Source organism: Pseudomonas sp. D3-10 (genome assembly GCF_051132175.1).
GTDB lineage: Bacteria > Pseudomonadota > Gammaproteobacteria > Pseudomonadales > Pseudomonadaceae > Aquipseudomonas.
This window is the reverse complement of sequence record NZ_CP071668.1, coordinates 440575-465244: the sequence shown is the minus strand read 5'-3', so window position 1 is coordinate 465244 and position 24670 is coordinate 440575. Positions and strand designations below refer to the sequence as shown.

At 61.2% G+C, this 24670-nt stretch carries 21 protein-coding genes and 2 pseudogenes; 18 read left to right on the top strand and 5 right to left on the bottom strand.

All coding sequences use genetic code 11. The annotated features are described in order from the left end of the window. Window positions 1-77: 77 nt before the first annotated feature. From hslV to J3P90_RS02025, 7 genes are all read left to right on the top strand, one after another. A complete protein-coding gene (hslV, locus tag J3P90_RS02055) occupies window positions 78-608 on the top strand; it encodes an ATP-dependent protease subunit HslV (RefSeq protein ID WP_007968352.1) in 531 nt (176 codons plus the stop codon). 43 nt (window positions 609-651) lie between these two features. Next, window positions 652-1989: an ATP-dependent protease ATPase subunit HslU gene (hslU, locus tag J3P90_RS02050; RefSeq protein ID WP_039592417.1), complete on the top strand. Its 1338-nt coding sequence runs from the start codon at window positions 652-654 to the stop codon at window positions 1987-1989. Between the two features lie 104 nt (window positions 1990-2093). After that, window positions 2094-2471 (top strand): gamma-butyrobetaine hydroxylase-like domain-containing protein, encoded by a 378-nt coding sequence (locus tag J3P90_RS02045; RefSeq protein WP_420767033.1) that lies wholly within the window; start codon window positions 2094-2096, stop codon window positions 2469-2471. 278 nt (window positions 2472-2749) lie between these two features. Continuing rightward, entirely contained in the window at window positions 2750-4429 is a 1680-nt protein-coding gene (phaC, locus tag J3P90_RS02040) for a class II poly(R)-hydroxyalkanoic acid synthase (protein WP_434649210.1), read from the top strand. Window positions 4430-4522: 93 nt separating this feature from the next. Then, window positions 4523-5380, top strand: a complete 858-nt coding sequence (gene phaZ / locus J3P90_RS02035) for a poly(3-hydroxyalkanoate) depolymerase (RefSeq protein WP_039592414.1) — start codon at window positions 4523-4525, stop codon at window positions 5378-5380. A 111-nt stretch (window positions 5381-5491) separates the two neighbouring features. Further along, entirely contained in the window at window positions 5492-7174 is a 1683-nt protein-coding gene (gene phaC / locus J3P90_RS02030; protein WP_434675763.1) for a class II poly(R)-hydroxyalkanoic acid synthase, read from the top strand. A gap of 57 nt (window positions 7175-7231) precedes the next feature. Then, complete coding sequence (locus J3P90_RS02025) at window positions 7232-7852, top strand: TetR/AcrR family transcriptional regulator (RefSeq protein ID WP_420767030.1); 621 nt, start codon at window positions 7232-7234, stop codon at window positions 7850-7852. A 208-nt stretch (window positions 7853-8060) separates the two neighbouring features. On the opposite strand, the gene J3P90_RS02020 is transcribed toward J3P90_RS02025, so the two are convergent. The 3 genes from J3P90_RS02020 to J3P90_RS02010 all read right to left on the bottom strand — a co-directional run bounded on the left by J3P90_RS02020 (window position 8061) and on the right by J3P90_RS02010 (window position 9945). After that, window positions 8061-8978 carry a phasin family protein gene (locus J3P90_RS02020; protein WP_434676531.1) on the bottom strand — a complete coding sequence of 306 codons (918 nt, stop codon included), beginning with the start codon at window positions 8976-8978 and terminating at the stop codon, window positions 8061-8063. Window positions 8979-8988: 10 nt separating this feature from the next. Continuing rightward, window positions 8989-9411 (bottom strand): phasin family protein, encoded by a 423-nt coding sequence (locus tag J3P90_RS02015; RefSeq protein WP_434675762.1) that lies wholly within the window; start codon window positions 9409-9411, stop codon window positions 8989-8991. A gap of 258 nt (window positions 9412-9669) precedes the next feature. Then, a complete protein-coding gene (locus tag J3P90_RS02010; RefSeq protein WP_420767028.1) occupies window positions 9670-9945 on the bottom strand; it encodes a polyhydroxyalkanoic acid system family protein in 276 nt (91 codons plus the stop codon). Window positions 9946-10099: 154 nt separating this feature from the next. Between J3P90_RS02010 and ubiE the strand changes: the two genes are divergently transcribed. The 11 genes and pseudogenes from ubiE to J3P90_RS01955 all read left to right on the top strand — a co-directional run bounded on the left by ubiE (window position 10100) and on the right by J3P90_RS01955 (window position 18211). Then, window positions 10100-10870 carry a bifunctional demethylmenaquinone methyltransferase/2-methoxy-6-polyprenyl-1,4-benzoquinol methylase UbiE gene (gene ubiE / locus J3P90_RS02005; protein WP_420767027.1) on the top strand — a complete coding sequence of 257 codons (771 nt, stop codon included), beginning with the start codon at window positions 10100-10102 and terminating at the stop codon, window positions 10868-10870. Then, window positions 10870-11494: pseudogene (locus J3P90_RS02000) on the top strand (ubiquinone biosynthesis accessory factor UbiJ). Before ubiE ends, J3P90_RS02000 begins: the two are co-directional and overlap by 1 nt. Then, window positions 11491-13095 carry a ubiquinone biosynthesis regulatory protein kinase UbiB gene (gene ubiB / locus J3P90_RS01995; RefSeq protein WP_420767026.1) on the top strand — a complete coding sequence of 535 codons (1605 nt, stop codon included), beginning with the start codon at window positions 11491-11493 and terminating at the stop codon, window positions 13093-13095. Before J3P90_RS02000 ends, ubiB begins: the two are co-directional and overlap by 4 nt. 125 nt (window positions 13096-13220) lie before the next feature. Then, window positions 13221-13619: a phosphoribosyl-AMP cyclohydrolase gene (gene hisI / locus J3P90_RS01990; RefSeq protein WP_434649218.1), complete on the top strand. Its 399-nt coding sequence runs from the start codon at window positions 13221-13223 to the stop codon at window positions 13617-13619. Then, complete coding sequence (locus J3P90_RS01985) at window positions 13612-13944, top strand: phosphoribosyl-ATP diphosphatase (protein WP_047699744.1); 333 nt, start codon at window positions 13612-13614, stop codon at window positions 13942-13944. Before hisI ends, J3P90_RS01985 begins: the two co-directional genes overlap by 8 nt. A 24-nt stretch (window positions 13945-13968) precedes the next feature. Then, entirely contained in the window at window positions 13969-14256 is a 288-nt protein-coding gene (locus tag J3P90_RS01980) for a twin-arginine translocase TatA/TatE family subunit (protein ID WP_420767024.1), read from the top strand. A 10-nt stretch (window positions 14257-14266) separates the two neighbouring features. Further along, entirely contained in the window at window positions 14267-14680 is a 414-nt protein-coding gene (tatB, locus tag J3P90_RS01975; RefSeq protein ID WP_434675761.1) for a Sec-independent protein translocase protein TatB, read from the top strand. Continuing rightward, window positions 14677-15471: a twin-arginine translocase subunit TatC gene (tatC, locus tag J3P90_RS01970; RefSeq protein WP_434649222.1), complete on the top strand. Its 795-nt coding sequence runs from the start codon at window positions 14677-14679 to the stop codon at window positions 15469-15471. The genes tatB and tatC overlap by 4 nt, the downstream gene beginning before the upstream one ends. Beyond that, window positions 15468-16175 carry a 16S rRNA (uracil(1498)-N(3))-methyltransferase gene (locus J3P90_RS01965; RefSeq protein ID WP_420767021.1) on the top strand — a complete coding sequence of 236 codons (708 nt, stop codon included), beginning with the start codon at window positions 15468-15470 and terminating at the stop codon, window positions 16173-16175. Before tatC ends, J3P90_RS01965 begins: the two co-directional genes overlap by 4 nt. 119 nt (window positions 16176-16294) lie before the next feature. After that, a pseudogene (locus J3P90_RS01960) lies at window positions 16295-17305 on the top strand (methyl-accepting chemotaxis protein); the annotation flags it as partial. 33 nt (window positions 17306-17338) lie between these two features. Then, the gene (locus tag J3P90_RS01955) at window positions 17339-18211 is read left to right on the top strand and encodes a methyl-accepting chemotaxis protein (protein ID WP_434635622.1); all 873 of its coding nucleotides are present in this window, start codon (window positions 17339-17341) and stop codon (window positions 18209-18211) included. 1809 nt (window positions 18212-20020) lie between these two features. Here J3P90_RS01955 and mdoH read toward each other — a convergent pair. Then, window positions 20021-22591 (bottom strand): glucans biosynthesis glucosyltransferase MdoH, encoded by a 2571-nt coding sequence (gene mdoH, locus J3P90_RS01950; RefSeq protein ID WP_434675760.1) that lies wholly within the window; start codon window positions 22589-22591, stop codon window positions 20021-20023. Further along, window positions 22584-24326 carry a glucan biosynthesis protein gene (locus J3P90_RS01945; protein ID WP_420767017.1) on the bottom strand — a complete coding sequence of 581 codons (1743 nt, stop codon included), beginning with the start codon at window positions 24324-24326 and terminating at the stop codon, window positions 22584-22586. The genes mdoH and J3P90_RS01945 overlap by 8 nt, the downstream gene beginning before the upstream one ends. Window positions 24327-24670 lie beyond the last annotated feature (344 nt).

Here is a 24670-nt window from a genome sequence, read left to right as displayed (position 1 = left end):
ACAGTTGAAAAAAACCACGCCACCCCCATATGAGTTCCATCCGGGCATTTTCGCCCCGCTGCGTGGAGACTCTTCCCTTGACCACCATCGTTTCAGTCCGCCGTCACGGCAAAGTCGTCATGGGCGGCGACGGCCAGGTTTCACTGGGCAACACCGTGATGAAAGGCAACGCGAAGAAAGTCCGCCGCCTGTACCACGGCCAGGTCATCGCCGGTTTCGCCGGGGCCACCGCCGATGCCTTCACCCTGTTCGAACGTTTTGAAGGCCAGCTTGAAAAACACCAGGGCCACCTGATCCGCGCCGCCGTCGAGCTGGCGAAGGAATGGCGTACCGACCGCTCCCTGAGCCGCCTCGAAGCGATGCTCGCGGTCGCCAACAAGGATGCCTCGCTGATCATCACCGGCAACGGTGACGTCGTTGAGCCTGAAGACGGCTTGATCGCCATGGGTTCCGGTGGCGCCTACGCCCAGGCCGCCGCCAGCGCCCTGTTGAAAAAAACCGACCTGTCGGCCCGGGAAATCGTTGAGACAGCCCTTGGCATTGCCGGCGACATCTGTGTCTTCACCAACCACACCCAGACCATTGAGGAGCAGGACCTCGCGGAGTGAGCCCATCCAGGCCCAGACTTCCGCTTGAGGACCGCCAATTATTATGTCCATGACTCCCCGCGAAATCGTCCACGAACTCAATCGCCATATCATCGGCCAGGACGATGCCAAGCGCGCCGTCGCCATTGCCCTGCGCAACCGCTGGCGCCGGATGCAGTTGCCTGAAGAACTGCGCGTCGAAGTAACACCCAAGAACATCCTGATGATCGGCCCGACCGGTGTCGGCAAGACCGAGATCGCCCGTCGCCTGGCCAAGCTCGCCAATGCGCCATTCATCAAGGTCGAGGCCACCAAGTTCACCGAGGTGGGCTACGTGGGCCGCGACGTCGAGTCGATCATTCGCGACCTGGCCGATGCCGCTATCAAGCTGCTGCGTGAGCAGGAAATCACCAAGGTTCGCCATCGCGCCGAAGACGCCGCCGAAGAACGCATCCTCGATGCGCTTCTGCCGCCTGCGCGCATGGGCTTCAACGCCGACTCCGCCGCGACACAGGATTCCAACACCCGCCAACTGTTCCGCAAGCGCCTGCGCGAAGGCCAGCTGGACGACAAGGAGATCGAGATCGAAGTGGCCGAGATGGCCGGTGTCGACATCTCCGCGCCGCCGGGCATGGAAGAGATGACCAACCAGCTGCAGAGCCTGTTCGCCAACATGGGCAAGGGCAAGAAGAAAAGCCGCAAGCTCAAGGTCAAGGAAGCGCTGAAGCTGGTGCGCGATGAAGAGGCCAGCCGCCTGGTCAACGAAGAAGAATTGAAGGCCAAGGCCCTGGAAGCGGTCGAGCAGCATGGCATCGTGTTCATCGACGAGATCGACAAGGTCGCCAAGCGCGGCAATGTCGGCGGCGCCGATGTGTCCCGCGAAGGCGTGCAACGCGACCTGCTGCCGCTGATCGAAGGCTGCACGGTCAATACCAAGCTGGGCATGGTCAAGACCGACCACATCCTGTTCATCGCTTCCGGCGCGTTCCACCTGAGCAAGCCGAGCGACCTGGTTCCTGAGTTGCAAGGCCGCTTGCCGATTCGTGTTGAACTCAAGGCGCTGTCGCCGGAAGATTTCGAACGCATCCTGAGCGAGCCCCATGCGTCGCTGACCGAGCAATACTGCGCGCTGCTCAAGACCGAAGGCCTGAACATCGAGTTCGCGCCCGAAGGCATCAAGCGCCTGGCGCAGATCGCTTGGCAGGTCAACGAAAAGACCGAGAACATCGGTGCCCGCCGCCTGCACACGCTGCTTGAGCGTCTGCTCGAGGAAGTCTCGTTCAGCGCCGGCGACCTGGCCAGCGCCCACAACGAAGCGCCGATCCGCATCGACGCCGAGTACGTCAACAGCCACCTGGGTGAGTTGGCGCAGAACGAAGACCTGTCGCGCTATATCCTGTAAGCCACCGACAGGTTTCCCCGGACATGTGGGAGCGAGCAAGCTCGCTCCCACATGAACCGCGTAGTTTTGCAGATCAACGCGTCCTCAGAGACGGATCATAGGCCATGACCAAACTCCCCACCGCCATCAACCTGCACAAAGCCTCCAAGACCCTGACGCTCAAGTACGCGCCAGACGAGGAGTACCACCTGCCAGCGGAATTCCTGCGGGTGCACTCGCCCTCCGCCGAGGTCCAGGGCCACGGCAAGCCCATCCTGCAATACGGCAAGCTCGGCGTCGGCCTGACCAAGGTTGAACCGGCCGGCCAGTACGCACTGAAATTGACCTTCGACGACGGCCATGACAGCGGATTGTTCACCTGGGACTACCTGTATCAGTTGGCAGTGCGCCAGGAAGTCCTGTGGAACGATTATCTCGCCGAGCTCAAGGCCGCCGGAAAAACCCGCGATCCGAACGAGTCCGTCGTCAAGCTGATGCTCTAGCTCAAGGGCTGGCGCTTTAGGGCGAATTTTCTAGACTCATCTGCTTGAATGCCCGCGCAGCATCGTCAATGACTGGCCTGCTTGCGAAAAAAATTAAACTCGGGTAACCAATGGAGCTGGCAAGTTCCCTGCAAAGGAACCGGCGAGTTCCTGGCACACGTTTCCTCATTGCCCTCGATGCGGAATTAATGGTCACCCCGAGCAGCGTACCTGGTATTGGCCTTGCGGCTTCACGGCACGGCCCCGGTACTCGTCTGAAGGACAATGGAGCGTCGTAGATGAGCAACAAGAACAACGATGAGTTGAAATACCAAGCCTCGGAAAACACCCTGGGCTTGAATCCCGTCGTCGGCTTGCGCAGGAAGGACCTGCTGGCCTCTGCCCGGATGGTGCTGACCCAGACCATCAGACAACCCCTTCACAGCGTCAAGCATGTGGCCCATTTCGGCGCTGAGCTGAGGAAGGTCCTGTTCGGCAAGTCCGAGTTGCAGCCCACCAGCGACGACCGTCGTTTCGCCGATCCGGCCTGGAGACAGAACCCGCTCTACAAACGCTACCTGCAAACCTACCTGGCGTGGCGCAAGGAGCTGCACGCCTGGATCGACGACAGCAGCCTCTCGCCCCAGGACATCAGCCGCGGGCATTTCGTGATCAACCTGATGACCGAGGCGATGGCCCCGACCAACTCGGCGGCCAACCCCGCGGCGGTCAAGCGCTTCTTCGAAACCGGCGGCAAGAGCCTGCTCGACGGTTTGTCCCACCTGGCAAAAGACTTGGTACACAACGGCGGTATGCCAAGCCAGGTCGACATGGGCGCCTTCGAAGTCGGCAAGAGCCTGGGCGTGACGGAAGGCGCCGTGGTGTTTCGCAACGATGTGCTGGAGCTGATCCAGTACCGCCCCATCACCGAGCAGGTGCATGAGCGGCCGCTGCTGGTGGTCCCGCCGCAAATCAACAAGTTCTATGTATTCGACCTGAGCCCGGATAAGAGCCTGGCGCGCTTCTGCCTGCGCAGCAACGTGCAGACATTCATCATCAGTTGGCGCAACCCCACCAAGGCGCAGCGCGAGTGGGGCCTGTCGACTTATATCGAAGCGCTCAAGGAAGCGGTGGACGTTGTCACGGCCATCACCGGCAGCAAGGACGTCAACATGCTGGGCGCCTGCTCGGGCGGCATCACCTGCACCGCGCTGCTGGGCCATTACGCCGCGCTCGGCGAGAAGAAGGTCAATGCCCTGACGCTGCTGGTGAGTGTGCTGGACACGACCCTGGACACCGACGTGGCCCTGTTCGTCGACGAGCAGACCCTGGAAGCGGCCAAGCGCCATTCCTACCAGGCCGGCGTACTGGAAGGCCGCGACATGGCCAAGGTCTTCGCCTGGATGCGTCCCAACGACCTGATCTGGAATTATTGGGTCAACAACTACCTGCTGGGCAACGAACCACCGGTGTTCGACATTCTCTTCTGGAACAACGACACCACGCGACTGCCGGCGGCGTTCCATGGCGACCTCATCGAGATGTTCAAGAACAACCCGCTGACCCGCCCCAATGCACTGGAAGTATGCGGCACGCCGATCGACCTCAAGCAGGTCACTGCCGACATCTTTTCCCTGGCCGGCACCAACGACCACATCACGCCGTGGAAGTCCTGCTACAAGTCGGCGCAGCTGTTTGGAGGCAAGGTTGATTTCGTGTTGTCGAGCAGCGGCCACATCCAGAGCATCCTCAACCCGCCGGGCAACCCCAAGTCGCGCTACATGACCAGCGAGGACATGCCGGCCAAGGCAGAGGACTGGATGGAAAACTCCACCAAACACACCGACTCCTGGTGGCTGCACTGGCAAGCCTGGCAGGCCGAGCGCTCGGGCAAGCTAAAGAAAGCGCCCTCGGTGCTGGGCAACAAGACCTACGTGGCCGGTGAGGCGGCGCCGGGCACTTACGTGCATGAAAGATAGCTGTGAGCTTCAAGCTACAAGCGCCTTAACTTGAAGCTTGAAGCTTGAAGCTTGAAGCTGCCATTCTGCTTTTTTAACCCCAGGGCTTGAAGCATGCCGCAACCGTACATCTTCCGTACCGTCGACCTGGATGGCCAGACCTTGCGCACCGCGGTACGTCCCGGCAAGCCCCATTTGACCCCGCTGCTGATTTTCAACGGCATCGGCGCCAACCTGGAGCTGGTCTTCCCATTCATCGAGGCCCTGGACCCGGACCTGGAAGTGATCGCCTTCGATGTGCCCGGGGTCGGCGGTTCGTCTACACCGAGCCGGCCGTATCGCTTTCCCGGCCTGGCCAAGCTCACCGCGCGGATGCTCGATTACCTGGACTACGGGCAGGTGAACGTGATCGGCGTGTCCTGGGGCGGCGCCCTGGCGCAGCAGTTCGCCCACGACTATCCGGAGCGCTGCAAGAAGCTGGTGCTCGCCGCCACGGCCGCCGGCGCGGTCATGGTGCCCGGCAAGCCGAAGGTGCTGTGGATGATGGCCAGCCCCCGGCGCTACGTGCAGCCGTCACATGTCATGCGCATCGCTCCACTGATCTACGGCGGCTCGTTCCGCCGCGACCCAAGCCTGGCGGCCCGTCACGCGGCCAAGGTGCGTTCGGCCGGCAAGCTCGGTTATTACTGGCAGCTTTTCGCGGGCCTTGGCTGGACCAGCATCCACTGGCTGCACAAGATCCACCAGCCAACGCTGATCCTGGCCGGAGACGACGACCCGCTGATTCCCCTGATCAACATGCGCATGCTGGCCTGGCGCATTCCCAATTCTCAGTTGCACATCATCGATGACGGCCATCTGTTCCTGATCACCCGGGCCGAGGCCGTGGCACCGATCATCATGAAATTCCTGGAGGAAGAACGTCAGCGCGCGGTCATGCACCCACATCCCGCACCGCTGGGTGGCGGCTGACACCGCCCATTGCGCCTGGCAGGACGCCGGATCACGCAACTACCCGAAACAGCGTCTATGTTGTCTGGTTCGGTGTGTTTGTTTTTAGCCTGATGACGAAGGAGTTGACTCATGCGCGACAAACCGGCGAAGGGTTCCATGCCCGCCCCTGCCAGTTTCATCAATGCACAAAGCGCGGTCACCGGCCTGCGCGGCAGGGACCTGCTTTCTACCTTGCGCAACGTCGCCGCTCATGGCTTGTGCAATCCGGTGCACAGCGCCCGGCATGCGTTGCGGCTGGGCAGTCAACTGGGGCGCGTGCTGCTGGGCGAAACGCTGCACCCCACCAACCCCAACGACAAGCGCTTCGCCGACCCCACCTGGCAGCTCAATCCATTCTATCGTCGTAGCCTGCAAGCCTACCTGAGCTGGCAAAAGCAGGTCAGGAGCTGGATCGACGAAAGCGACATGAGCGAGGACGATCGCGCCCGTGCCCATTTCACCTTCTCGCTGCTCAACGACGCGGTGTCGCCCTCCAATACGTTGCTCAATCCGCTGGCGATCAAGGAACTGTTCAACTCCGGCGGCACCAGCCTGATTCGTGGCATCAGCCACCTGGTGGACGACCTGCTGCACAACGATGGGCTGCCCCGGCAGGTCACGCCCCAGGCTTTCGAAGTCGGCAAGACCCTGGCAACCACACCCGGTGCGGTGGTGTTTCGCAACGAGCTGCTGGAACTGATCCAGTACAAACCGATGAGCGAAAAGCAATTCGCCACGCCAGTGCTGATCGTGCCGCCGCAGATCAACAAGTTCTACATCTTCGACCTCAGCCCCTCAAATAGCCTCGTCCAATACGCCCTGAAAAACGGCTTGCAGGTCTTCATCATCAGTTGGCGCAACCCCGACGTTCGCCATCGTGAATGGGGCCTGTCCAGCTATGTCGAGGCGACGCAAGAAGCCATGAACGTCTGCCGGGCGATCACCGGCGCACGGGAAGTCAACCTGTTGGGCGCCTGCGCCGGCGGCATGACCATCGCCGCCCTGCAAGGCCATTTGCAGGCCAAGCGCCAGCTGCGCCGGGTCGCCAGTGCGACGTACCTGGTCAGCCTGCTGGACAGCGAGATGGAAAGCCCGGCAACGTTGTTCATCGACGAACAAACTCTCGAAGCCGCCAAGCGTCGCTCCTACCAGCGAGGCATTCTCGACGGGCGCGACATGGCCCGCGTATTCGCCTGGATGCGCCCCAACGACCTGGTATGGAGTTATTTCGTCAATAACTACTTGCTGGGCAAGGAGCCGCCGGCGTTCGACATCCTGTACTGGAACAACGACTGCACTCGGCTTCCGGCGGCGTACCACGGCGATCTGCTGGACTTTTTCAAGCACAACCCGCTGACCCGCCCGGGCGCGCTGGAGGTGTGCGGCACGCCGATCGATTTGCAAAAAGTCACGGTGGACAGCTTCAGCGTGGCGGGCATCAACGACCACATCACCCCATGGGACGCGGTGTACCGCTCGACGCTGCTGCTGGGGGGCGACCGCCGTTTCGTGCTGTCCAACAGCGGTCACGTGCAGAGCATTCTCAACCCGCCGGGCAACCCCAAGGCCAACTACATCGAGAACCCGAAGCTGAGCAGCGACCCCAGGGCTTGGTACTACGACGCCAAGCACGTCGAGGGGAGTTGGTGGCCCCAGTGGCTGGGCTGGATCCAGGAACGCTCCGGCGAACAGCGCGAAACGGTCATGGCGCTGGGCAACAGCAAATATCCGCCTCTGGAAGCCGCGCCCGGAAACTATGTACGGGTGCGCTGAAGGCCTCACCACGGCCGCATCGCGGACCGTGGCACGACTCACCATTAAGAAGACCGGATGAAGACCCGCGACCGTATCCTTGAATGTGCCCTGCAGTTATTCAACGAAAAGGGCGAGCCGAACGTTTCCACCATGGAAGTCGCCAACGAAATGGGCATCAGCCCCGGCAACCTGTATTACCACTTCCACGGCAAGGAACCGCTGATACTCGGATTGTTCGAGCGATTCCGGGCCGAGCTGGCGCCACTGTTGGACCCACCTGCCGATGCACAGCTGGCGCCGGAGGACTATTGGCTGTTCCTGCACCTGATCGTTGAACGCCTCGCTCAGTACCGGTTTTTGTTCCAGGACCTGTCGAACCTGGCCGGGCGCCTGCCGAAGCTGGCCAAGGGCATTCGCCAGTTGCTCAACGCGCTGAAGCGAACCCTGGCCTCATTGCTGGCGCAACTCAAGGCCCAGGGGTTGTTGGTCAGCGACACCCAGGCGTTGGGGCAACTGGTGGAACAGGTCACCATGACCCTGCTGTTTTCCCTGGACTATCAGCGGATCCTGGATCGCGAAGGCGACGTTCGCCTGGTGGTCTATCAGGTGATGATGCTGGTGGCGCCACACCTGCCGCCGGCGATCAAGGTCGCCACCGAGCAAATGGCGTTGCGGTATCTGGAAGAGCACGAATAACGAGCGGCAGTGGCAGTGGCAGTGGCAGTGGCAGTGGCAGTGGCATACCCATTGTGGGAGCGAGCCTGCTCGCGATGGCTGCGGCACATTCAACGACAATGTGTACCGGCACACCGCCATCGCGAGCAAGCTCGCTCCCACAGTAGGGTTCTATGGCGCAAAAAAAACCCGGCCATTACAGGCCGGGCGTTTTTTTCAGCTCTGTAGATCAGGACTGGGTGGGAGGCGTCGATGGAGTCGGCGTAGATGTTGGCGTGGCCACCGGGGTTGGAGCCGAGGCGGAGTTCGCCGTGCTCACCGGAGCTGTTGCCGGTTTGGCGGCGGCGGTTGGCGCCTTCGGTGCAGCCGCTTTTGGTGCAGCCGGTTTCTTCACGGCCGGCTTCTTGGCCGCTGCGGGTTTCGCTGCTGCCTTGGCCGCAGGTTTGGCCGCCGCTTTTGCCGCTGGCTTGGCTGCCGGTTTGGCGGTAGCCGGTTTGGCTGCGGCGGTTTTGGCCGCCGGTTTAGCTGCGGGTTTAGCCGCAGCCTTGGTTGCTACCGGCTTGGCCGCTGCCTTCGCAGCTGGTTTGGCCGCTGCGGTTTTGGCCGCAGGCTTGGCCGCCACTTTTGCCACAGGCTTGGCCGCCGCCTTGACCAGTGGCTTGGCCGCCGCCTTCGCCGCAGGCTTGACCGCCGCCGTCTTGGTTGCCGTAGCCTTGGTCGCAACCGGTGTGACCTTGGCCCCGGTGAGTTTTTCGATCTGCCTGGTCAGAGTGTCGACCTTGTTGTGCAGTTCCTTGACTTCATTGCGGCTGGGCACGCCCAGACGGGAGATCGCGCTGTTCAGGCGCTTGTCAAAAGCCCCTTCCAGCTCACCCCATGTGCCCAACGCACGGTCCTTCGCGCCGCTGATGCGCGACTTGGCGGACTCGGCAGAGTCCTTGGCTGCGTCGACTTGCTTGCCGACTGCCGTCTTGGTGAGTTTTTCGGCTTTCTCGCCGTCCTTTACCAGGGACTCGAAGAGTTTGCTGCCGTCAGTGTCGATCTTCGAGTACACGCCTAAACCAGCAAGCCAGATTTTGCGGGAGTACTTTTCAATCTTCCCGGCCCACGAGCTGCCTTCTTTTTCGGTGATTTTTTTGCCAGCCATCCCGTTCTCCTTAATGTTTACGCGCGACACGTTCGAGCAATGCCGTCAGCTCATCGAGCTTAGCAGAGAGTGCCTCAACGTCATGTTTAGACGGAATGCCGATACGATTCAAGGCACTTGCAACACGCGCGTCGAATACTTTCTCGACTTTGTGGAGTTGAACTTCGACCCTGGCCTTGAACGTATTGACCTCGGACTTGGCTTCGATCAGTTCGCTATTGGCCGCTTCAAGTTTCCCGGCAATCTTCTTTTTGCCTTTGGTTTCAACTACTTCGCCAGCCTTTACCAACTCCTGGAAGTACTCGCTGCCTTCCTGGCCGACCTTTGTATAGGCGCCCAGGCCCGCTAGCCAGATCTTGCGCGCATACGTTTTCACGTCGCTCAGCGTGGAAGATTCAACGTCCGTTTTTTTCTTCAGGATAACTTTGGCCATGGTGCACCTCACTCGAAAAAGGTTTGAGGAACTGCCCGCACACGGACGGGCTCAGGCACAAAGTAGTGGCAATAATTAGAAACGGCACCCTAACAACCGACACAAATCCCGAGACATCTGATTTCCAATGTGGGAGCGAGCCTGCTCGCGAATGGAGGGTATCAGCGACATCAGTATTGAATGGCACACCGCTTTCGCGAGCAGGCTCGCTCCCACAGGAGATTTTGCTCAACTTAAGTTTTGCGCGTTTCCAATCAATCAAGCCAACGCCTTATCCAGCGCCTTTTCGATTTCCCCCTTGATCGTGCCGCTCATGGCCGACATCAACATGCCCAACTCCACATCGACGCGAATCGAATCCTCGCCTACATGCACTTCGCCCTTGACCCCGGAGCGCTTGAGCTTCAGCGTGTCGCCTTCCCACGTGGGCTCCAGGCCATAGCTGTCGGACAGTTTCTGCGCCAACTTCTCAGCCTTTTCACGGGCCGCTTCCTTGCCCAAGCCATGTTCACGTTCAACCGTTATACGGGCCATCTGATAACTCCTGCTTGATCGAGACTTGCCTGAACGTTCAGACCCTGCCTGCGTCAAAACGTCCGGGCGATGGTTCATCTTACCTGCAGCCTTGCCAAGACAAAGCCCTCCACCGGGATTAGAATGTCCCGCATTCTTTTTTGGTGACAGCGATATGACTGATCAGCGCAAAGGCAGCGATGCCGAACCCACCACTCACTTCGGCTTCAAGAACGTGCCGGAAAGCCAGAAGGCGGAAAAAGTCGCTGAGGTTTTCCACTCGGTGGCGGCCAAGTATGACTTGATGAACGACTTGCTTTCGGGCGGCATGCATCGTCTCTGGAAGCGTTTCGCGATCGAGCTGTCGGGCGTGCGCAGCGGCAACCGCGTGCTGGATATCGCCGGTGGCACGGGCGACCTGACCAGGAAGTTCTCCCACATCGTCGGCCCGACCGGCCACGTGGTGCTCGCCGACATCAACGAGTCCATGCTCAAGGTCGGCCGCGACCGCCTGCTGGACCTGGGTGTGGCCGGCAACGTCGAGTTCGTCCAGGCCGATGCCGAAAAGCTGCCTTTCCCGGATAACCACTTCGACTGCGTGACGATCGCCTTCGGCCTGCGCAACGTGACCCACAAGGAAGACGCCCTGCGCTCGATGTTGCGCGTGCTCAAGCCTGGTGGCCGGTTGCTGGTGCTGGAATTCTCCAAGCCGACCAATGCGCTGATGTCCAAGGCCTATGACGCCTATTCGTTCGCCTTCATGCCGCTGATGGGCAAGCTGATCACCAACGATGCGGAAAGCTATCGCTACCTGGCCGAATCGATCCGCATGCATCCGGACCAGGAAACACTGAAGTCGATGATGGTCGAGGCCGGTTTCGACCGGGTGACCTATCACAACATGACTTCAGGCATCGTCGCCCTGCACCGCGGTATCAAGCCCTGATGTTGCTCACCGGCCTGCTCGCCAGCGTGGAACTCGGGATCAACCGAGTCCTGCGCCTGGACAGTACGGCGCCGGTGCGCCTGGCGCGCTTGAGTGGCAAGGTGATCGCTGTCGACTGCCGCAACCCGGCATTGCAACTGTTTATCCTGCCCAGCGATGAAGGCCTGATGCTCGCCGCCCATTGGGAAGCCGAAGCCGATTGCACGCTGCGAGCCCCGGCATCGAGCCTGCTGGAGCTAGCGCTGAGCAAGAACAAGACCGCCGTGCTGCACGGCCCGGACGTCGAGCTCGACGGCGACAGCGGTGTGCTGCTGGAGCTGGCGGCGATCCTTCAGGACCTGGAGCTGGACTGGGAATACGAAGTGTCCCGCTGGATCGGTCCGGTGGCGACCCAATTGCTCAGCGGTCACCTGCGCAGCCGCAGCCGCTGGTACCGCCAGGGCTTTGCCAGCCTGGGACAGAATCTGAGTGAATACCTGGCCGAAGAATCGCGTACCCTCGTGGGCCAACGCGAGGCCCAGGCCCGTTTTGATGAACTGGACCAGGTCAAGCTTGACCTGGAACGTCTCGAGGCGCGTTTCGAGCGCCTTTCCCGATCCCTTGAATCCAAGCGATAACGCATGAAGCTGCTTGCCGTCCGCCGTCTGTTGCGCATCCAGCGCGTCGTGATCCGCTACCGCCTCGATGACCTGCTGTTCGCCTTGCCGCTGCCCTGGTTCCTCCTGGCGCTGCGCTTTGTGTTGCCATGGCGCTGGTTCCCCCGGCGTACCCTGGACCTGACTCGCGGCGCACGCTTGCGCCTGGCCTTGCAGGACCTGGGGCCAATCTTCATCAAGTTCGGGCAGATCCTCTCGACCCGTCGCGACCTGCTGCCCGAAGACATCGCCGATGAGCTGATGCTCCTGCAAGACCGCGTGCCGCCGTTCGACTCGAAGTTATCGGTGGCGCTGATCGAAGGGCAATTGGGCAAGAAGATCAGCGAGGTCTTCAGTCGCTTCGATGTCGAGCCCCTGGCCTCGGCGTCGGTCGCCCAGGTCCACGCCGCCCAGCTCAAGACGGGTGAAGAAGTGGTGGTCAAGGTGATTCGTCCTGGCCTGAAGCCGATCATCGCCCAGGACCTGGCGTGGCTGTTCATTCTTGCCCGCGCCGCCGAGCGGTTGTCTGCCGACGCGCGCCTGCTACACCCGGTGGACGTCGTCCAGGATTACGAAAAGACCATCTACGACGAACTCGACCTGCTGCGCGAGGCCGCCAACGCAAGCCAACTGCGTCGCAACTTCGAAGGCTCGCCGCTGCTCTATGTGCCGCAAGTCTATTGGGACTGGTGCCGGCCGAAAGTCTTGGTGATGGAGCGCATCTACGGCATCCAGGTCACCGACCTGGCGACCCTGGCCGACCAGCGCACCGACATGAAACTGCTTGCCGAGCGCGGTGTGGAAATTTTCTTCACCCAGGTGTTTCGCGACAGTTTCTTCCACGCCGACATGCACCCAGGCAACATTTTCGTCAGTACGGTGCAGCCGTGGAGCCCGCAGTACATTGCGATCGACTGCGGCATCGTCGGCAGCCTCACCCCCGAGGACCAGGACTACCTGGCCCGCAACCTGTTCGCCTTCTTCAAGCGCGATTATCGCCGCGTCGCGCAGTTGCACATCGACTCGGGCTGGGTGCCCGCCGAAACCAAGCTCAACGAATTCGAAGCGGCGATACGCACTGTATGCGAGCCGATCTTTGAAAAACCATTAAAGGATATTTCCTTCGGCCAGGTCCTGATGCGCCTGTTCCAGACCGCGCGACGCTTCAACATGGAAGTTCAGCCGCAGCTGGTACTGCTGCAAAAAACGCTGTTGAACATCGAAGGCCTCGGCCGCCAGCTGTACCCGGACCTGGACCTTTGGAACACCGCCCAGCCCTTCCTCGAACGCTGGATGCGCGAGCGGATGAGCCCGAAAGCCTTGCTGGGCAACGTCCAGAGCCAATTCGAACAGCTCCCGCACCTGGCCAACATGACCCGCGACCTGCTCGAACGCATGTCCCAACCCCACGCCAACGATCCCGCTCCACCATGGAAACGCCGTCGGGACGACTGGTTCCTGCGTTTGCTCGGCGCGGCCCACCTGGGTGGCGGCGCGGTGCTGGCGGCCGGTGGGCCGTTGAGCCAACTGGGCCATTGGCCCGCCGGCGTCATGGTGGCCGTTGGTTTGTATCTGGTCGTTCGCCGATAGCACGAAACAGCTGCAAGCGATAAGCTGCAAGCCGCGAGCTCAAACGGTTGGACCTATCACTCAACCCCTACACAGAATCGCTTTTACTTGCAGCTGGAAGCTTGAAGCTGCCGTCAGGACCAAAGATGAAAAACTGGCAGGACGAGATCAAATGGGACGCCGACGGCCTGGTGCCGGCCATCGCCCAGGATCACAAGACCGGGCGCGTGTTGATGATGGCCTGGATGAACCGCGAGGCACTGGCGCTGACCGCTGCCCAGAACCGCGCCATCTATTGGTCACGTTCCCGTGGCAAGCTGTGGCGCAAGGGCGAAGAGTCCGGGCATGTGCAGCACCTGCATGAGATGCGCCTGGATTGCGACGGTGACGTCATCATCCTGATGGTCGAGCAGGTCGGAGAAATTGCCTGCCATACCGGCCGTCAAAGCTGCTTCTATCGAGTCTTCGAGAACGGCGACTGGAAAACCGTCGACCCGGTGCTCAAGGACCCGCATGCCATCTATTCAGGACATACCCATGAGTGACACCCTGACCCGCCTGGCCCAGGTGCTGGAAGAGCGCAAGGGCGCAGCGGCCGACAGCTCCTATGTCGCCAGCCTGTACCACAAGGGCTTGAACAAGATTCTGGAAAAGGTCGGCGAAGAATCGGTCGAGACCATCATCGCCGCCAAGGACGCCGCCGTCAGCGGAGACTGCAGCGACGTGATCTACGAGACCGCCGACCTTTGGTTTCACAGCCTGGTGATGCTGGCCCAGCTGGGGCAGCATCCCCAGGCCGTACTGGATGAACTGGACCGTCGCTTCGGTCTGTCCGGGCACGTCGAGAAAGCCTCGCGCCCATCCGCCTGATCAATTCTTGAGAGGAATAACCACATGGGTATTTTTGATTGGAAACACTGGGTCGTCATTCTGGTGGTCGTGGTGCTGGTGTTCGGCACCAAGAAATTGAAGAACCTCGGCACCGATGTCGGTGAGTCGATCAAGGGTTTTCGCAAGGCCATGAACGATGACGAGAAACCGGCCGACACCACGACCAACCAGGCTCAACCCGTGCCACCGGCCCAACCGGTCCACCCGCAGGCCACACAGCCTGTGAATGCACCGAACACCATCGACGTGCAGGCCCAGAAAGTCGAAGAGCCAACCCGCAAAGACTCGTGAGCACTGACTAATGTTTGGGATCAGCTTCACTGAACTGCTGCTCGTCGGCCTCGTTGCCCTGCTGGTGCTGGGTCCCGAGCGCCTGCCGGGCGCTGCGCGTACCGCCGGCCTGTGGATCGGCCGCCTGAAGCGCAGCTTCAATGCGATCAAACAGGAAGTTGAACGTGAAATCGGTGCCGACGACATCCGTCGGCAACTGCACAACGAACACATCCTGTCGCTGGAACAGGAAGCGCTAAAAATCTTCACGCCGACCCAGCAGGAGCCGACACCGGTCCAGCCTGTGGCCGAGCCGACGACCGCACCCCAGGCACCGGCTGTCGAAGCCTCGCCAGCGGTGGCTGAACCGGTTAAACCGGTCGATCCGGCGCCTGCGACGACACCGACTCCCAACGATCCCACTTTGCCGCCACGAGCCCCATGAGCGATATCCCTGAAAACGACCAGCCAATGCCGCTGGTATCGCACCTCACCGAGTTGCGCACCCGCCTGCTGCGTTGCGTCGCGGCGGTTTTCGTTATCTTCGCCGGGCTGTTTGCCTTCACCCAGCAGATCTACACCTTCGTCTCCACGCCGCTGCGCGAGTACCTGCCGGTGGGTGCGACGATGATCGCCACCGACGTGTCGTCGCCGTTCCTGACGCCGCTGAAGTTGACGATGATGGTCTCGCTGTTCCTGGCGATCCCGGTGATCCTGCATCAGATCTGGGGCTTCATCGCACCGGGCCTGTACAAGCACGAAAAACGCATCGCCGTGCCGCTGCTGGTGTCGAGCATCCTGCTGTTCTACACGGGCATGGCCTTCGCCTACTTCTTCGTGTTCCCGCTGATCTTCAAATTCTTCGCCGCCGCCACCCCGGCGGGCGTGGAAATGATGACCGACATCACCAGCTACCTGGATTTCGTCATGACGCTGTTCTTCGCCTTCGGCGTGGCGTTCGAGATCCCCGTGGCGGTGGTGCTGCTGGTGTGGATCGGCGTGGTCGATGTCGCCTACCTGAAGAAGATCCGCCCGTACGTGATCATCGGCTGCTTTGTGGTCGGCATGATCCTCACACCACCGGACATCTTCTCCCAGACCTTGCTGGCGGTACCGATGTGGCTGCTGTTTGAAATCGGCATCCTGTTCGGCGGCCTGGTGCGCAAGCGCCGGGAAGAGCCTGAGGACCAGCACGTCGATGATCACAACGACCAGCCGCCAGCGACCCAAGCGTGAACCTGCTGCTGCTCGAAGAGGCCGATTTCATCGGGCCTGACCGCGTCGTCCTGAGCGACCGTCGGTTGACCCATATGCAGGAAGTCCATCGCTGTATTGTCGGCGACAGCCTGCGGGTCGGCCGCATCGACGGCTTGATGGGCTCCGCCCAGGTGCTGCGCCTGGACCCTCGCGAGGCCGAACTGCAAGTGACCCTCGACCAGCCACCGCCGGCCAAATTGCCGCTGACGCTGGTACTGGCATTGCCGCGGCCGAAGATGCTCAGGCGAGTGTTCCAGACCGTGGCGACCATGGGCGTGCCGCGTGTGGTACTGGTCAACAGTTACCGCGTGGAGAAAAGCTTCTGGCAGACGCCATTCCTGGAGCCCGAAGCCATTCGCGAGCAATTGATCCTGGGCCTCGAGCAGGCCCGGGACAGCGTGCTGCCTGAGATCGTCATCGAAAAGCGCTTCAAGCCCTTCGTCGAGGATCGCCTGCCGGCCATCGTCGATGGCACCCTCGGGTTGGTCGGCCACCCCGGCAATCATCCGCCTTGCCCCCGGGCACTGACGGAACCGGTGACCCTGGCAATCGGCCCGGAAGGTGGCTGGATCCCTTACGAGATCGACCTGCTGGGCAAGGCCGGCCTGCAGCCGGTGCAGCTGGGCGACCGGATCCTGCGGGTCGAGACCGCCGTCACTGCCCTCCTGGCGCGGTTGTTCTGACCCTGCAGCACGCTGACAGACACCTCGCCACGAAATCTCGGCAAACGCCTACAGAACCCACCAAAGCCGCCGATACAGTCCCCATAAAACCAATATAAACGCTCCAAGGGAGTATCAGCATGTTCCGGTGGCTTGCCCAGGGTCTGGGAAATGTAAGCGTCAATCGCAAACTCGGCGCGGGCTTCGGCCTCGTGCTGTTCCTCACCTTGATGATTGCATTCACCGGTTGGTCCGGCCTGGGCAATGTCATCAGCCGGGGCGACAAGCTGGGGTTCATTGCCAGTCTCAATGACTTGAGCAAGGACCTGAACCTGGCCAGCACCGACTACAACAACACCCGAGGCGAGAAAGGGCCGCAACAGGTCAACGACCTGCTCGGCAAACTCGAAGCCGGGCTGAAGACTGCTCGCGAGTTGATTGAACGGCCGGCGGACGTTGCGCTGGTCGACCAGCAATTGGCCGCCGTCGCCGAATACAAAAGTGCTTTCGAGCTGATGACCAGCGCCACCGTCAGCCGCGAAGATGCCCGCAGCAAACTGGGCGCCAGCGCCGACAACACCGTGGCCCGCGTCGCCGAGGTAGAAAAATCGCTGCTGCAAGGCGGCGATATTGCCCAGTTCAACAACATAGTGACCCTGAGCAAGGCGATCCAGCAGGCGCGCTATCAGGTTCGCGGCTACACCTACAGCGGCAAAAGCGAGGCCCAGCAACCGGCCATCGACGCAATCACCGATGTCCTGAAACTGCTGGCACGCTTGCCAGCCCAGTTGCCCGAGGAGCACGCCGACAAACTTCAGCAGGCCAGCGACTCGATGAATGTCTATCGAGCGGCGGTCAGCCAGTTTCGTGATTCCCAGCTCGACAACGGCGCTGCGCTGCAGCGCATGATCGAGCAAGGCCAGGTATTGATCGATTCCAGCCAGAAACTCACCGTGTCCCAGACCGCCGTGCGCGACCACGACACCGCTCAAGCCAAGACCGTCCTGATCGCAGCCGCCGCCCTGGCCCTGTTGTTTGGCGTGGTCGCTGCCCTGGTCATTACCCGCCAGATTGTCGGCCCGCTGGATGAGACGCTGAAGGTGGCGGAACGCGTCGCCGCAGGCGACCTCACCCACAACCTCACGTCTGACCGCCGCGACGAACTCGGCCAACTGCAACGGGCCATGCAACGCATGACCGTGGGCTTGCGGCAGCTGATCGGTGGCATCGGTGAAGGCGTCACCCAGATTGCCAGCGCCGCTGACCAACTCTCCGCCGTGACCGAGCAGACAAGCGCCGGGGTCAACAGTCAAAAAGTGGAAACCGATCAGGTTGCCACGGCCATGCATGAGATGACCGCCACGGTGCAGGAAGTGGCCCGCAACGCCGAGGAAGCTTCCGAGGCCGCCGTCGCAGCCGACCAACAGGCCCGTGAAGGCGACAAGGTGGTTGGCGAAGCCATCGCTCAGATCGAGCGCCTGGCTAAAGAGGTGGGCAACTCCACCGCTGCCATGGGCGATCTGAAGCGTGAAAGCGACAAGATCGGCAGCGTCCTGGACGTGATCAAGTCCGTGGCCCAGCAAACCAACCTGCTGGCCCTCAACGCAGCCATCGAGGCAGCCCGTGCTGGTGAAGCCGGGCGAGGCTTCGCCGTGGTGGCTGACGAGGTTCGCAGCCTGGCCCAACGCACCCAGAAATCCACCGAAGAAATCGAAGAGCTGATCGTCGGTTTGCAAAACGGTACCGAACAGGTCGCGACCATCATGGACAACAGCCGCAGCCTGACCGACAGCAGCGTCGAACTGACCCGCCGCGCCGGGGGCTCACTGGAGAACATCACGCGCACGGTGTCGGCGATCCAGTCGATGAACCAACAGATCGCCGCGGCTGCCGAACAGCAAAGCGCCGTCGCTGAGGAGATCAACCGCAGCGTGCTGAATGTGCGTGATGTGTCGGAGCAGACAGCGTCGTCCAGCGAGGAAACCGCAGCTTCGAGCGCTGAACTGGCGCGGCTGGGGGTTCACTTGCAAACGTTGGTGGGGCGGTTCAGGGTTTAACTTGGACTAGAGGGCTTGCTCGCGAAAGAAGATATCGAATGTGCCGGCCTCATCGCGAGCAAGCTCGCTCCCACATTTGATCTTCAGCGCCGCAGCTCTCACCTACACCGCAAACCCATTGTGGGAGCGAGCCTGCTCGCGATAGCGGTGTCACGGCCAGTGGAGATGTCGAACGTGCCGGCCCCATCGCGAGCAAGCTCGCTCCCACAGTTGATCTTCAACGCCGCAGCTCTCACGTACACCGCAAATCCATTGTGGGAGCGAGCCTGCTCGCGATAGCGGTGTCACGGCCAGTGAAAATGTCGAACGTGCCGGCCTCATCGCGAGCAGGCTCGCTCCCACATTTGATCTTCAACGCCGCAGCTCTCACCTACACCGCAAACCCATTGTGGGAGCGAGCCTGCTCGCGATAGCGGTGTCACGGCCAGTGAAGATGTCGAACGTGCCGGCCTCATCGCGAGCAGGCTCGCTCCCACATTCAATCTTCAGCGCCGCAGCTCTCACGTACACCGCAAACCCATTGTGGGAGCGAGCCTGCTCGCGATAGCGGTGTCACGGCCAGTGAAGATGTCGAACGTGCCGGCCTTATCGCGAGCAGGCTCGCTCCCACATTCAATCTTCAGCGCCGCAGCCCTCACGTACACCGCAAACCCATTGTGGGAGCGAGCCTGCTCGCGATAGCGGTGTCACGGCCAGTGGAGATGTTGAATATGCCGGCCTCATCGCGAGCAGGCTCGCTCCCACATTTGATCTTCAGCGCCGCAGCTCTCACGTACACCGCAAATCCACTGTGGGAGTGAGCCTGCTCGCGATAGCGGTGTCACGGCCAGTGGAGATGTTGAATATGCCGGCCTCATCGCGAGCAAGCTCGCTCCCACATTTGATCTTCAGCGCCGCAGCTCTCACCTACACCGCAAACCCATTGTGGGAGCGAGCCTGCTCGCGATAGCGGTGTCACGGCCAGTGGAGATGTCGAACGTGCCGGCCCCATCGCGAGCAAGCTCGCTCCCACAGTTGATCTTCAACGCCGCAGCTCTCACGTACACCGCAAATCCATTGTGGGAGCGAGCCTGCTCGCGATAGCGGTGTCACGGCCAGTGAAAATGTCGAACGTGCCGGCCTCATCGCGAGCAGGCTCGCTCCCACATTTGATCTTCAACGCCGCAGCTCTCACCTACACCGCAAACCCATTGTGGGAGCGAGCCTGCTCGCGATAGCGGTGTCACGGCCAGTGAAGATGTCGAACGTGCCGGCCTCATCGCGAGCAGGCTCGCTCCCACATTTGATCTTCAGCGCCGCAGCTTTCACGTACACCGCAAACCCATTGTGGGAGCGAGCCTGCTCGCGATAGCGGTGTCACGGCCAGTGGAGATGTCGAACGTGCCGGCCCCATCGCGAGCAGGCTCGCTCCCACATTTGATCTTCAGCGCCGCAGCTCTCACGTACACCGCAAATCCATTGTGGGAGCGAGCCTGCTCGCGATGGCGGTGTCACGGCCAGTGAAGATGTCGAACGTGCCGGCCCCATCGCGAGCGGGCTCGCTCCCACATTTGATCTTCAGCGCCGCAGCTCTCACGTACACCGCAAATCCATTGTGGGAGCGAGCCTGCTCGCGATGGCGGGGTCACGGCCAGTGGAGATGTTGAATATGCCGGCCTCATCGCGAGCAGGCTCGCTCCCACATTTGATCTTCAACGCCGCAGCAGTCATGTACACAGCAAGGCAATTGTGGGGGCGGGCTGCTGGAAAAACTGAGTTTGCGCCCAACAAAAAGCCCCGCTTCCTTTCAGAAGCGGGGCTTTTTGTTTATCAGGCCAACTGAGGCTGTACGCTAACCGGCTGAAGCGGCAGCAACGGTGCATGTGGATCGGCCTTGACCGACTCACGCCATGCCGCCAGCCACTCGGGATGCGCCTCGTTCCAGACCTGCTCATGCAGGCGGGACAAGGCAACCGGGTCGCTCAGCAGCGCCAGTCGCTCGGCATTGCTGAGACCGGCCGGGCCAGCCTTCAGTGCGTGACGGACGCGTTCGACCCGTAGCCATTCAATCGGTTCGGCCTGGCCGTGACGGGAAGTCGCCAATGCACACGCCAAGGCATTCTGTTGCGGATCGACCACCGCCCGGATGAAGCCGTCGTTCAGCGCGTGCCAACGGTTTTCGTGGGTGTACTGGTCAGTCGACAGCAGCTCCTGAGGCGGTGCGTATTCCTCGGGGATCAGGAACAGTCTTTCATCACGGGACTTCAAGCCCAGGCCCACGCGACTGGAAATCACCGAGACCGGGATCGACAGCATCAGCGAGCCGACGATCGGCACGAGCCACCACAGGAAGCTTGGGTTCAGCCAGATCACCAGCAGTGCCCAGAAGAAGCCCAGTAAGGTCTGCGGGCCGTGGCGCTTGATGGCTTCGCTCCATGGCGTGGAGTCGTCGTCACGCTTGGGCGAGTTCCAGGTCGCGGCCCAGCCCAGGAAAGCGGCAAGGACGAAGCGGGTATGAAAGATCATGCGCACCGGCGCCAGCAACATGGAGAACAGCATCTCCAGCAGCATCGACATCGTGACCTTGAACTTGCCACCGAACTCTTTCGCGCCTTTTGCCCAGATCAGCACGATACTCAAGAGCTTGGGCAGGAACAGCAGCACGATGGTGGTCGAGAACAGGGCGATGGCCTTCTCCGGGTGCCATTGCGGCCAGAGCGGATATAGCTGGCGCGGCTCCAGGAAGTATTGCGGCTCCATCAGCGTGTTCACGGCCAATAGCGCGGTGGACAGCACCAGGAAGAAGAACCACAGCGGCGCCGACAGGTAGGACATCACGCCCGTCAGGAATACCGCGCGGTGCACCGGGTGCATGCCCTTGACCAGGAACAGCCGGAAGTTCATCAGGTTGCCGTGGCACCAGCGACGGTCACGCTTGAGTTCGTCCAGCAGGTTCGGCGGCAACTCCTCGTAGCTGCCTGGCAAGTCATAGGCAATCCACACGCCCCAACCGGCGCGGCGCATCAGCGCCGCTTCAACGAAGTCGTGGGATAGGATCGCACCCGAGAACGCCCCTTTACCCGGCAACGGCGCCAGGGCGCAGTGGTCGATGAACGGTTTCATGCGGATGATCGCGTTGTGGCCCCAATAGTGCGACTCACCCAACTGCCAGAAGTGCAGGCCGGCGGTGAACAGTGGACCATAGACGCGGGTGGCGAACTGCTGCATGCGTGCATACAGCGTGTCCATGCCCGAGGCTTTTGGCGCGGTCTGGATGATGCCGGCGTCCGGCGTGGCTTCCATCAGACGCACCAGGCTGGTCAGGCATTCGCCGCTCATCACGGAGTCCGCATCGAGCACGACCATGTACTTGTAGTCACTGCCCCAACGACGGCAGAAGTCGTCGAGGTTGCCGCTCTTGCGCTTCACGCGGCGACGGCGACGGCGATAGAAGATCTTGCCGAAGCCGCCGGCTTCCCGGCAGACATCCAGCCAGGCTTGCTGTTCGGCGACGCAGATATCGGTCTCGTTACTGTCGCTGAGCACGAAGAAGTCGAAGCGATCCAGGTCACCGGTGGCCGCGACGGATTCGAAGGTGGCGCGCAGCCCGGCGAATACCCGTGGCACGTCCTCGTTGCAGATCGGCATCACCAGCGCGGTGCGAGCGTCTTTCGGAATTGGCTCGTTGCCGGCGCTGGCACCGGAGATACGGTACTTGTCATGACCGGTGAGCAGTTCGAGAAAGCCCATCAGCGCGGTCCAGAAACCGGCCGACACCCAGCAGAACAAGATCCCGAACATGATCAGGATGCTGGTTTGCAGCGCATACGGCAGCACTTGCGTGGCCGTTTGCAACAACGGCTGGTGCAGCACTTCGTCCAGGTCCACCAGCGACCAGCCCTGGTACGGCATGATGCCTTTCATGTACCAGCCGGCGACGATGGTCTGGCCGAGCATCAGTATCAGCAGGATATAACGACGGATCGACCCCACGGTGCGCCAGCGAGCGTGCGGCAAAACGCGCTCGTCCTTGGGCGGCTTCGGCGGGTTGGTGCGACCGGTCAGGCGGCGCCATGCACGCACCAGGATATTGGTACGCCATGGCTCCGGCACGACCTTGGTCCGGCGAATCGGCGGCGTTGCTTTCAAGCACACCCGACCACTGGAATCGAGCGCCAGCATTTCGGCGTCCTCGAGTTCCTCGGCGGTGCTCAGCGTCAGGCGACGGCCTACCGAGGCTTGGGCCGCCTCGGTGGGTGCATCGAATGTCGGCGAAGCCAGGCGTTCATGCAGTTCGCTGAAGGACTTGCAGCCCGCCAGCTCGGCGCGCTGCTCGTCGGTCATCGGCAAATGGGCCAGATACTCGCGAAGAGATTCTGGTTGTACGGGAGTATTACTCATCGGCAGGCAACTGATAGCTCCAGGTCTCGGTCAGGACTTGCTCAGTCTGTTCCGGTTCCTGCGGGGTTGGGGTCGGCTCGGCGGCGGCGGTGGACGCCTTGACGGCCTTGGCTTCTTTTTGCTCGTTGGCTTGCTCGTTGGTTTTTTCTTTCTCGCTCTGCTGCTTGGCAACCTTGTCGGCCTTGGCCAAGGTGGTCACGGAATGCGAGGCGGCCGGCAGTTCGACCGGCACAAGCGGCCGGACCAGGGCGGCACGCATTTCGGTGGCCTTGCTCGGGTCCTTGATCTTCAGGCGCAGCGTCAAGCGCCAGCCCTTGGTTTCCGGGTTGTAGCGCACGCTGTTTTCAACGATCTCGGCGTTGTCGCCGACGCTCACCTGGCTACGCACCTCTGCGTTTTCCGGCAGGGCTTGCAGGGACGGGCCTTCAAAATCAACCAGGTAGGCCACGCTGCCATCCGGCTGGCGGATCAGGTTGGACTGTTTGACGTCGCCGGTGGAACGCAGGGTCTGCTTGACCCAGGCGCTGTCTGGCGAGTGCAGGCTGGCTTCATCGAGGGTCCAGTGCAGGCGATAGGCGAAGTCCAGAGGCTGGCCTGGCTCAGGCAGCTTTTCCGGGCTCCAGAACGCAACGATGTTGTCGTTGGTTTCATCGGCAGTCGGGATCTCGACCAGGTTCACGGTGCCCTTGCCCCAATCGCCTTTCGGCTCGATCCAGGCGCTTGGACGCTTGTCGTAACGGTCGTCCAGGTCCTCGTAGTGGCTGAAGTCACGGCCACGTTGCAGCAAGCCGAAACCACGCGGGTTTTCCACCGAGAAGCTGCTCACGGCCAGGTGTTTCGGGTTGTTCAAGGCACGCCAGATCCACTCGCCGTTGCCGGCATGAATGGACAGGCCGCTCGAGTCGTGGAGCTCGCGACGGTAGTTCAGCACTTTGGACGGCTGGTTGGCGCCAAACAGGAACATGCTGGTCAACGGGGCGATGCCCAGCTTGTTGACGCGATCACGCAGGAATACACGCGATTTCACGTCGACCACGGTGTCGGTGCCTGGACGCAGCGTCAGGCGATAGGCGCCGGTCGCCCGTGGCGAATCCAGCAAGGCGAAGATCACCAGATGCTTGTCGGTCGGTTTCGGGCGCTGGATCCAGAATTCGCGAAAGCGTGGGAACTCTTCACCCGACGGCAGTGCGGTGTCGATGGCCATGCCACGCGCGGACAAGCCGTAAACCTGGCCTTTGCCGATGACGCGGAAGTAGCTCGCGCCCAGCATGGTCATGATCTCGTCTTGCTTGTCGGCCTTGTTGATCGGGTATAGCACACGGAATCCCGCGTAGCCCAGCTGTTCGGTCGCCTTGGGATCGAACTTGACGTCACCGAAATCGAAGCGCGCCGGGTCATATTTGATCTCATCGACGGTGGTCGCGGTGATCTCATTGATTTTCACCGGCGTGTCGAAGTGCATGCCCTGGTGATAGAACGACAGCCGGAACGGCGTCTTCTGGTCGGCCCATTCAGCTTTTTCAGTGCGGAAACGAATTTTCTGATAATCGGCGAACTTCATTTCGCGGAATTCATTCGGCAAATTGCTGCGCGGGGCTTCGAACTTCTGCCCGGCCAGTTCTTGTGCCTTCGCCGATACATCATCCAGGCTGAATGCCCACAGTTGGCCGGCGCCAAACAGGCACAACAGGGCCGAGCCCGCTACCAGAGCGTTTCTAAACCGTTTGGCAGTCATTTTTGGTGCATTACAGGGACTAACAATCACGAGCAACCCTCGCCGAAAACTGATCAAAAAACCAACGGCCAGATAAAGTATCTACACGGTAACGGCGCTGAAAAACCGTTCCTGCGGACCACTCTTGCCAAGTTGGCGAGCATTGTTCCGACTCCGACGGGGCAAAATGATTCCCCAAACGGTTCAGGACAAGTCTCTACCTAAGTCAAATGGACCAGCGAACGCTGGTCCCCCGTAGCGCGCGATTATCTAGTAGGCCGCGTGACAACGCATCAGGGCTAGCAAAGTATTTATCGAGAAAACATCCTGTTTTGCCTCGAAACCGGACCGAAAAGATGTTTCAA

Excerpts from the sequence above, each read along its gene's own strand:
- hslU (WP_039592417.1), top strand. The coding sequence starts at position 652 with ATGTCCATGACTCCCCGCGAAATCGTCCACGAACTCAATCGCCATATC.
- J3P90_RS02045 (WP_420767033.1), top strand. The coding sequence starts at position 2,094 with ATGACCAAACTCCCCACCGCCATCAACCTGCACAAAGCCTCCAAGACC.
- phaC (WP_434649210.1), top strand. The coding sequence starts at position 2,750 with ATGAGCAACAAGAACAACGATGAGTTGAAATACCAAGCCTCGGAAAAC.
- phaZ (WP_039592414.1), top strand. The coding sequence starts at position 4,523 with ATGCCGCAACCGTACATCTTCCGTACCGTCGACCTGGATGGCCAGACC.
- phaC (WP_434675763.1), top strand. The coding sequence starts at position 5,492 with ATGCGCGACAAACCGGCGAAGGGTTCCATGCCCGCCCCTGCCAGTTTC.
- J3P90_RS02025 (WP_420767030.1), top strand. The coding sequence starts at position 7,232 with ATGAAGACCCGCGACCGTATCCTTGAATGTGCCCTGCAGTTATTCAAC.
- J3P90_RS02020 (WP_434676531.1), bottom strand. The coding sequence starts at position 8,978 with ATGGCTGGCAAAAAAATCACCGAAAAAGAAGGCAGCTCGTGGGCCGGG.
- J3P90_RS02015 (WP_434675762.1), bottom strand. The coding sequence starts at position 9,411 with ATGGCCAAAGTTATCCTGAAGAAAAAAACGGACGTTGAATCTTCCACG.
- J3P90_RS02010 (WP_420767028.1), bottom strand. The coding sequence starts at position 9,945 with ATGGCCCGTATAACGGTTGAACGTGAACATGGCTTGGGCAAGGAAGCG.
- ubiE (WP_420767027.1), top strand. The coding sequence starts at position 10,100 with ATGACTGATCAGCGCAAAGGCAGCGATGCCGAACCCACCACTCACTTC.
- ubiB (WP_420767026.1), top strand. The coding sequence starts at position 11,491 with ATGAAGCTGCTTGCCGTCCGCCGTCTGTTGCGCATCCAGCGCGTCGTG.
- hisI (WP_434649218.1), top strand. The coding sequence starts at position 13,221 with ATGAAAAACTGGCAGGACGAGATCAAATGGGACGCCGACGGCCTGGTG.
- J3P90_RS01985 (WP_047699744.1), top strand. The coding sequence starts at position 13,612 with ATGAGTGACACCCTGACCCGCCTGGCCCAGGTGCTGGAAGAGCGCAAG.
- J3P90_RS01980 (WP_420767024.1), top strand. The coding sequence starts at position 13,969 with ATGGGTATTTTTGATTGGAAACACTGGGTCGTCATTCTGGTGGTCGTG.
- tatB (WP_434675761.1), top strand. The coding sequence starts at position 14,267 with ATGTTTGGGATCAGCTTCACTGAACTGCTGCTCGTCGGCCTCGTTGCC.
- tatC (WP_434649222.1), top strand. The coding sequence starts at position 14,677 with ATGAGCGATATCCCTGAAAACGACCAGCCAATGCCGCTGGTATCGCAC.
- J3P90_RS01955 (WP_434635622.1), top strand. The coding sequence starts at position 17,339 with ATGCAACGCATGACCGTGGGCTTGCGGCAGCTGATCGGTGGCATCGGT.
- mdoH (WP_434675760.1), bottom strand. The coding sequence starts at position 22,591 with ATGAGTAATACTCCCGTACAACCAGAATCTCTTCGCGAGTATCTGGCC.
- J3P90_RS01945 (WP_420767017.1), bottom strand. The coding sequence starts at position 24,326 with ATGACTGCCAAACGGTTTAGAAACGCTCTGGTAGCGGGCTCGGCCCTG.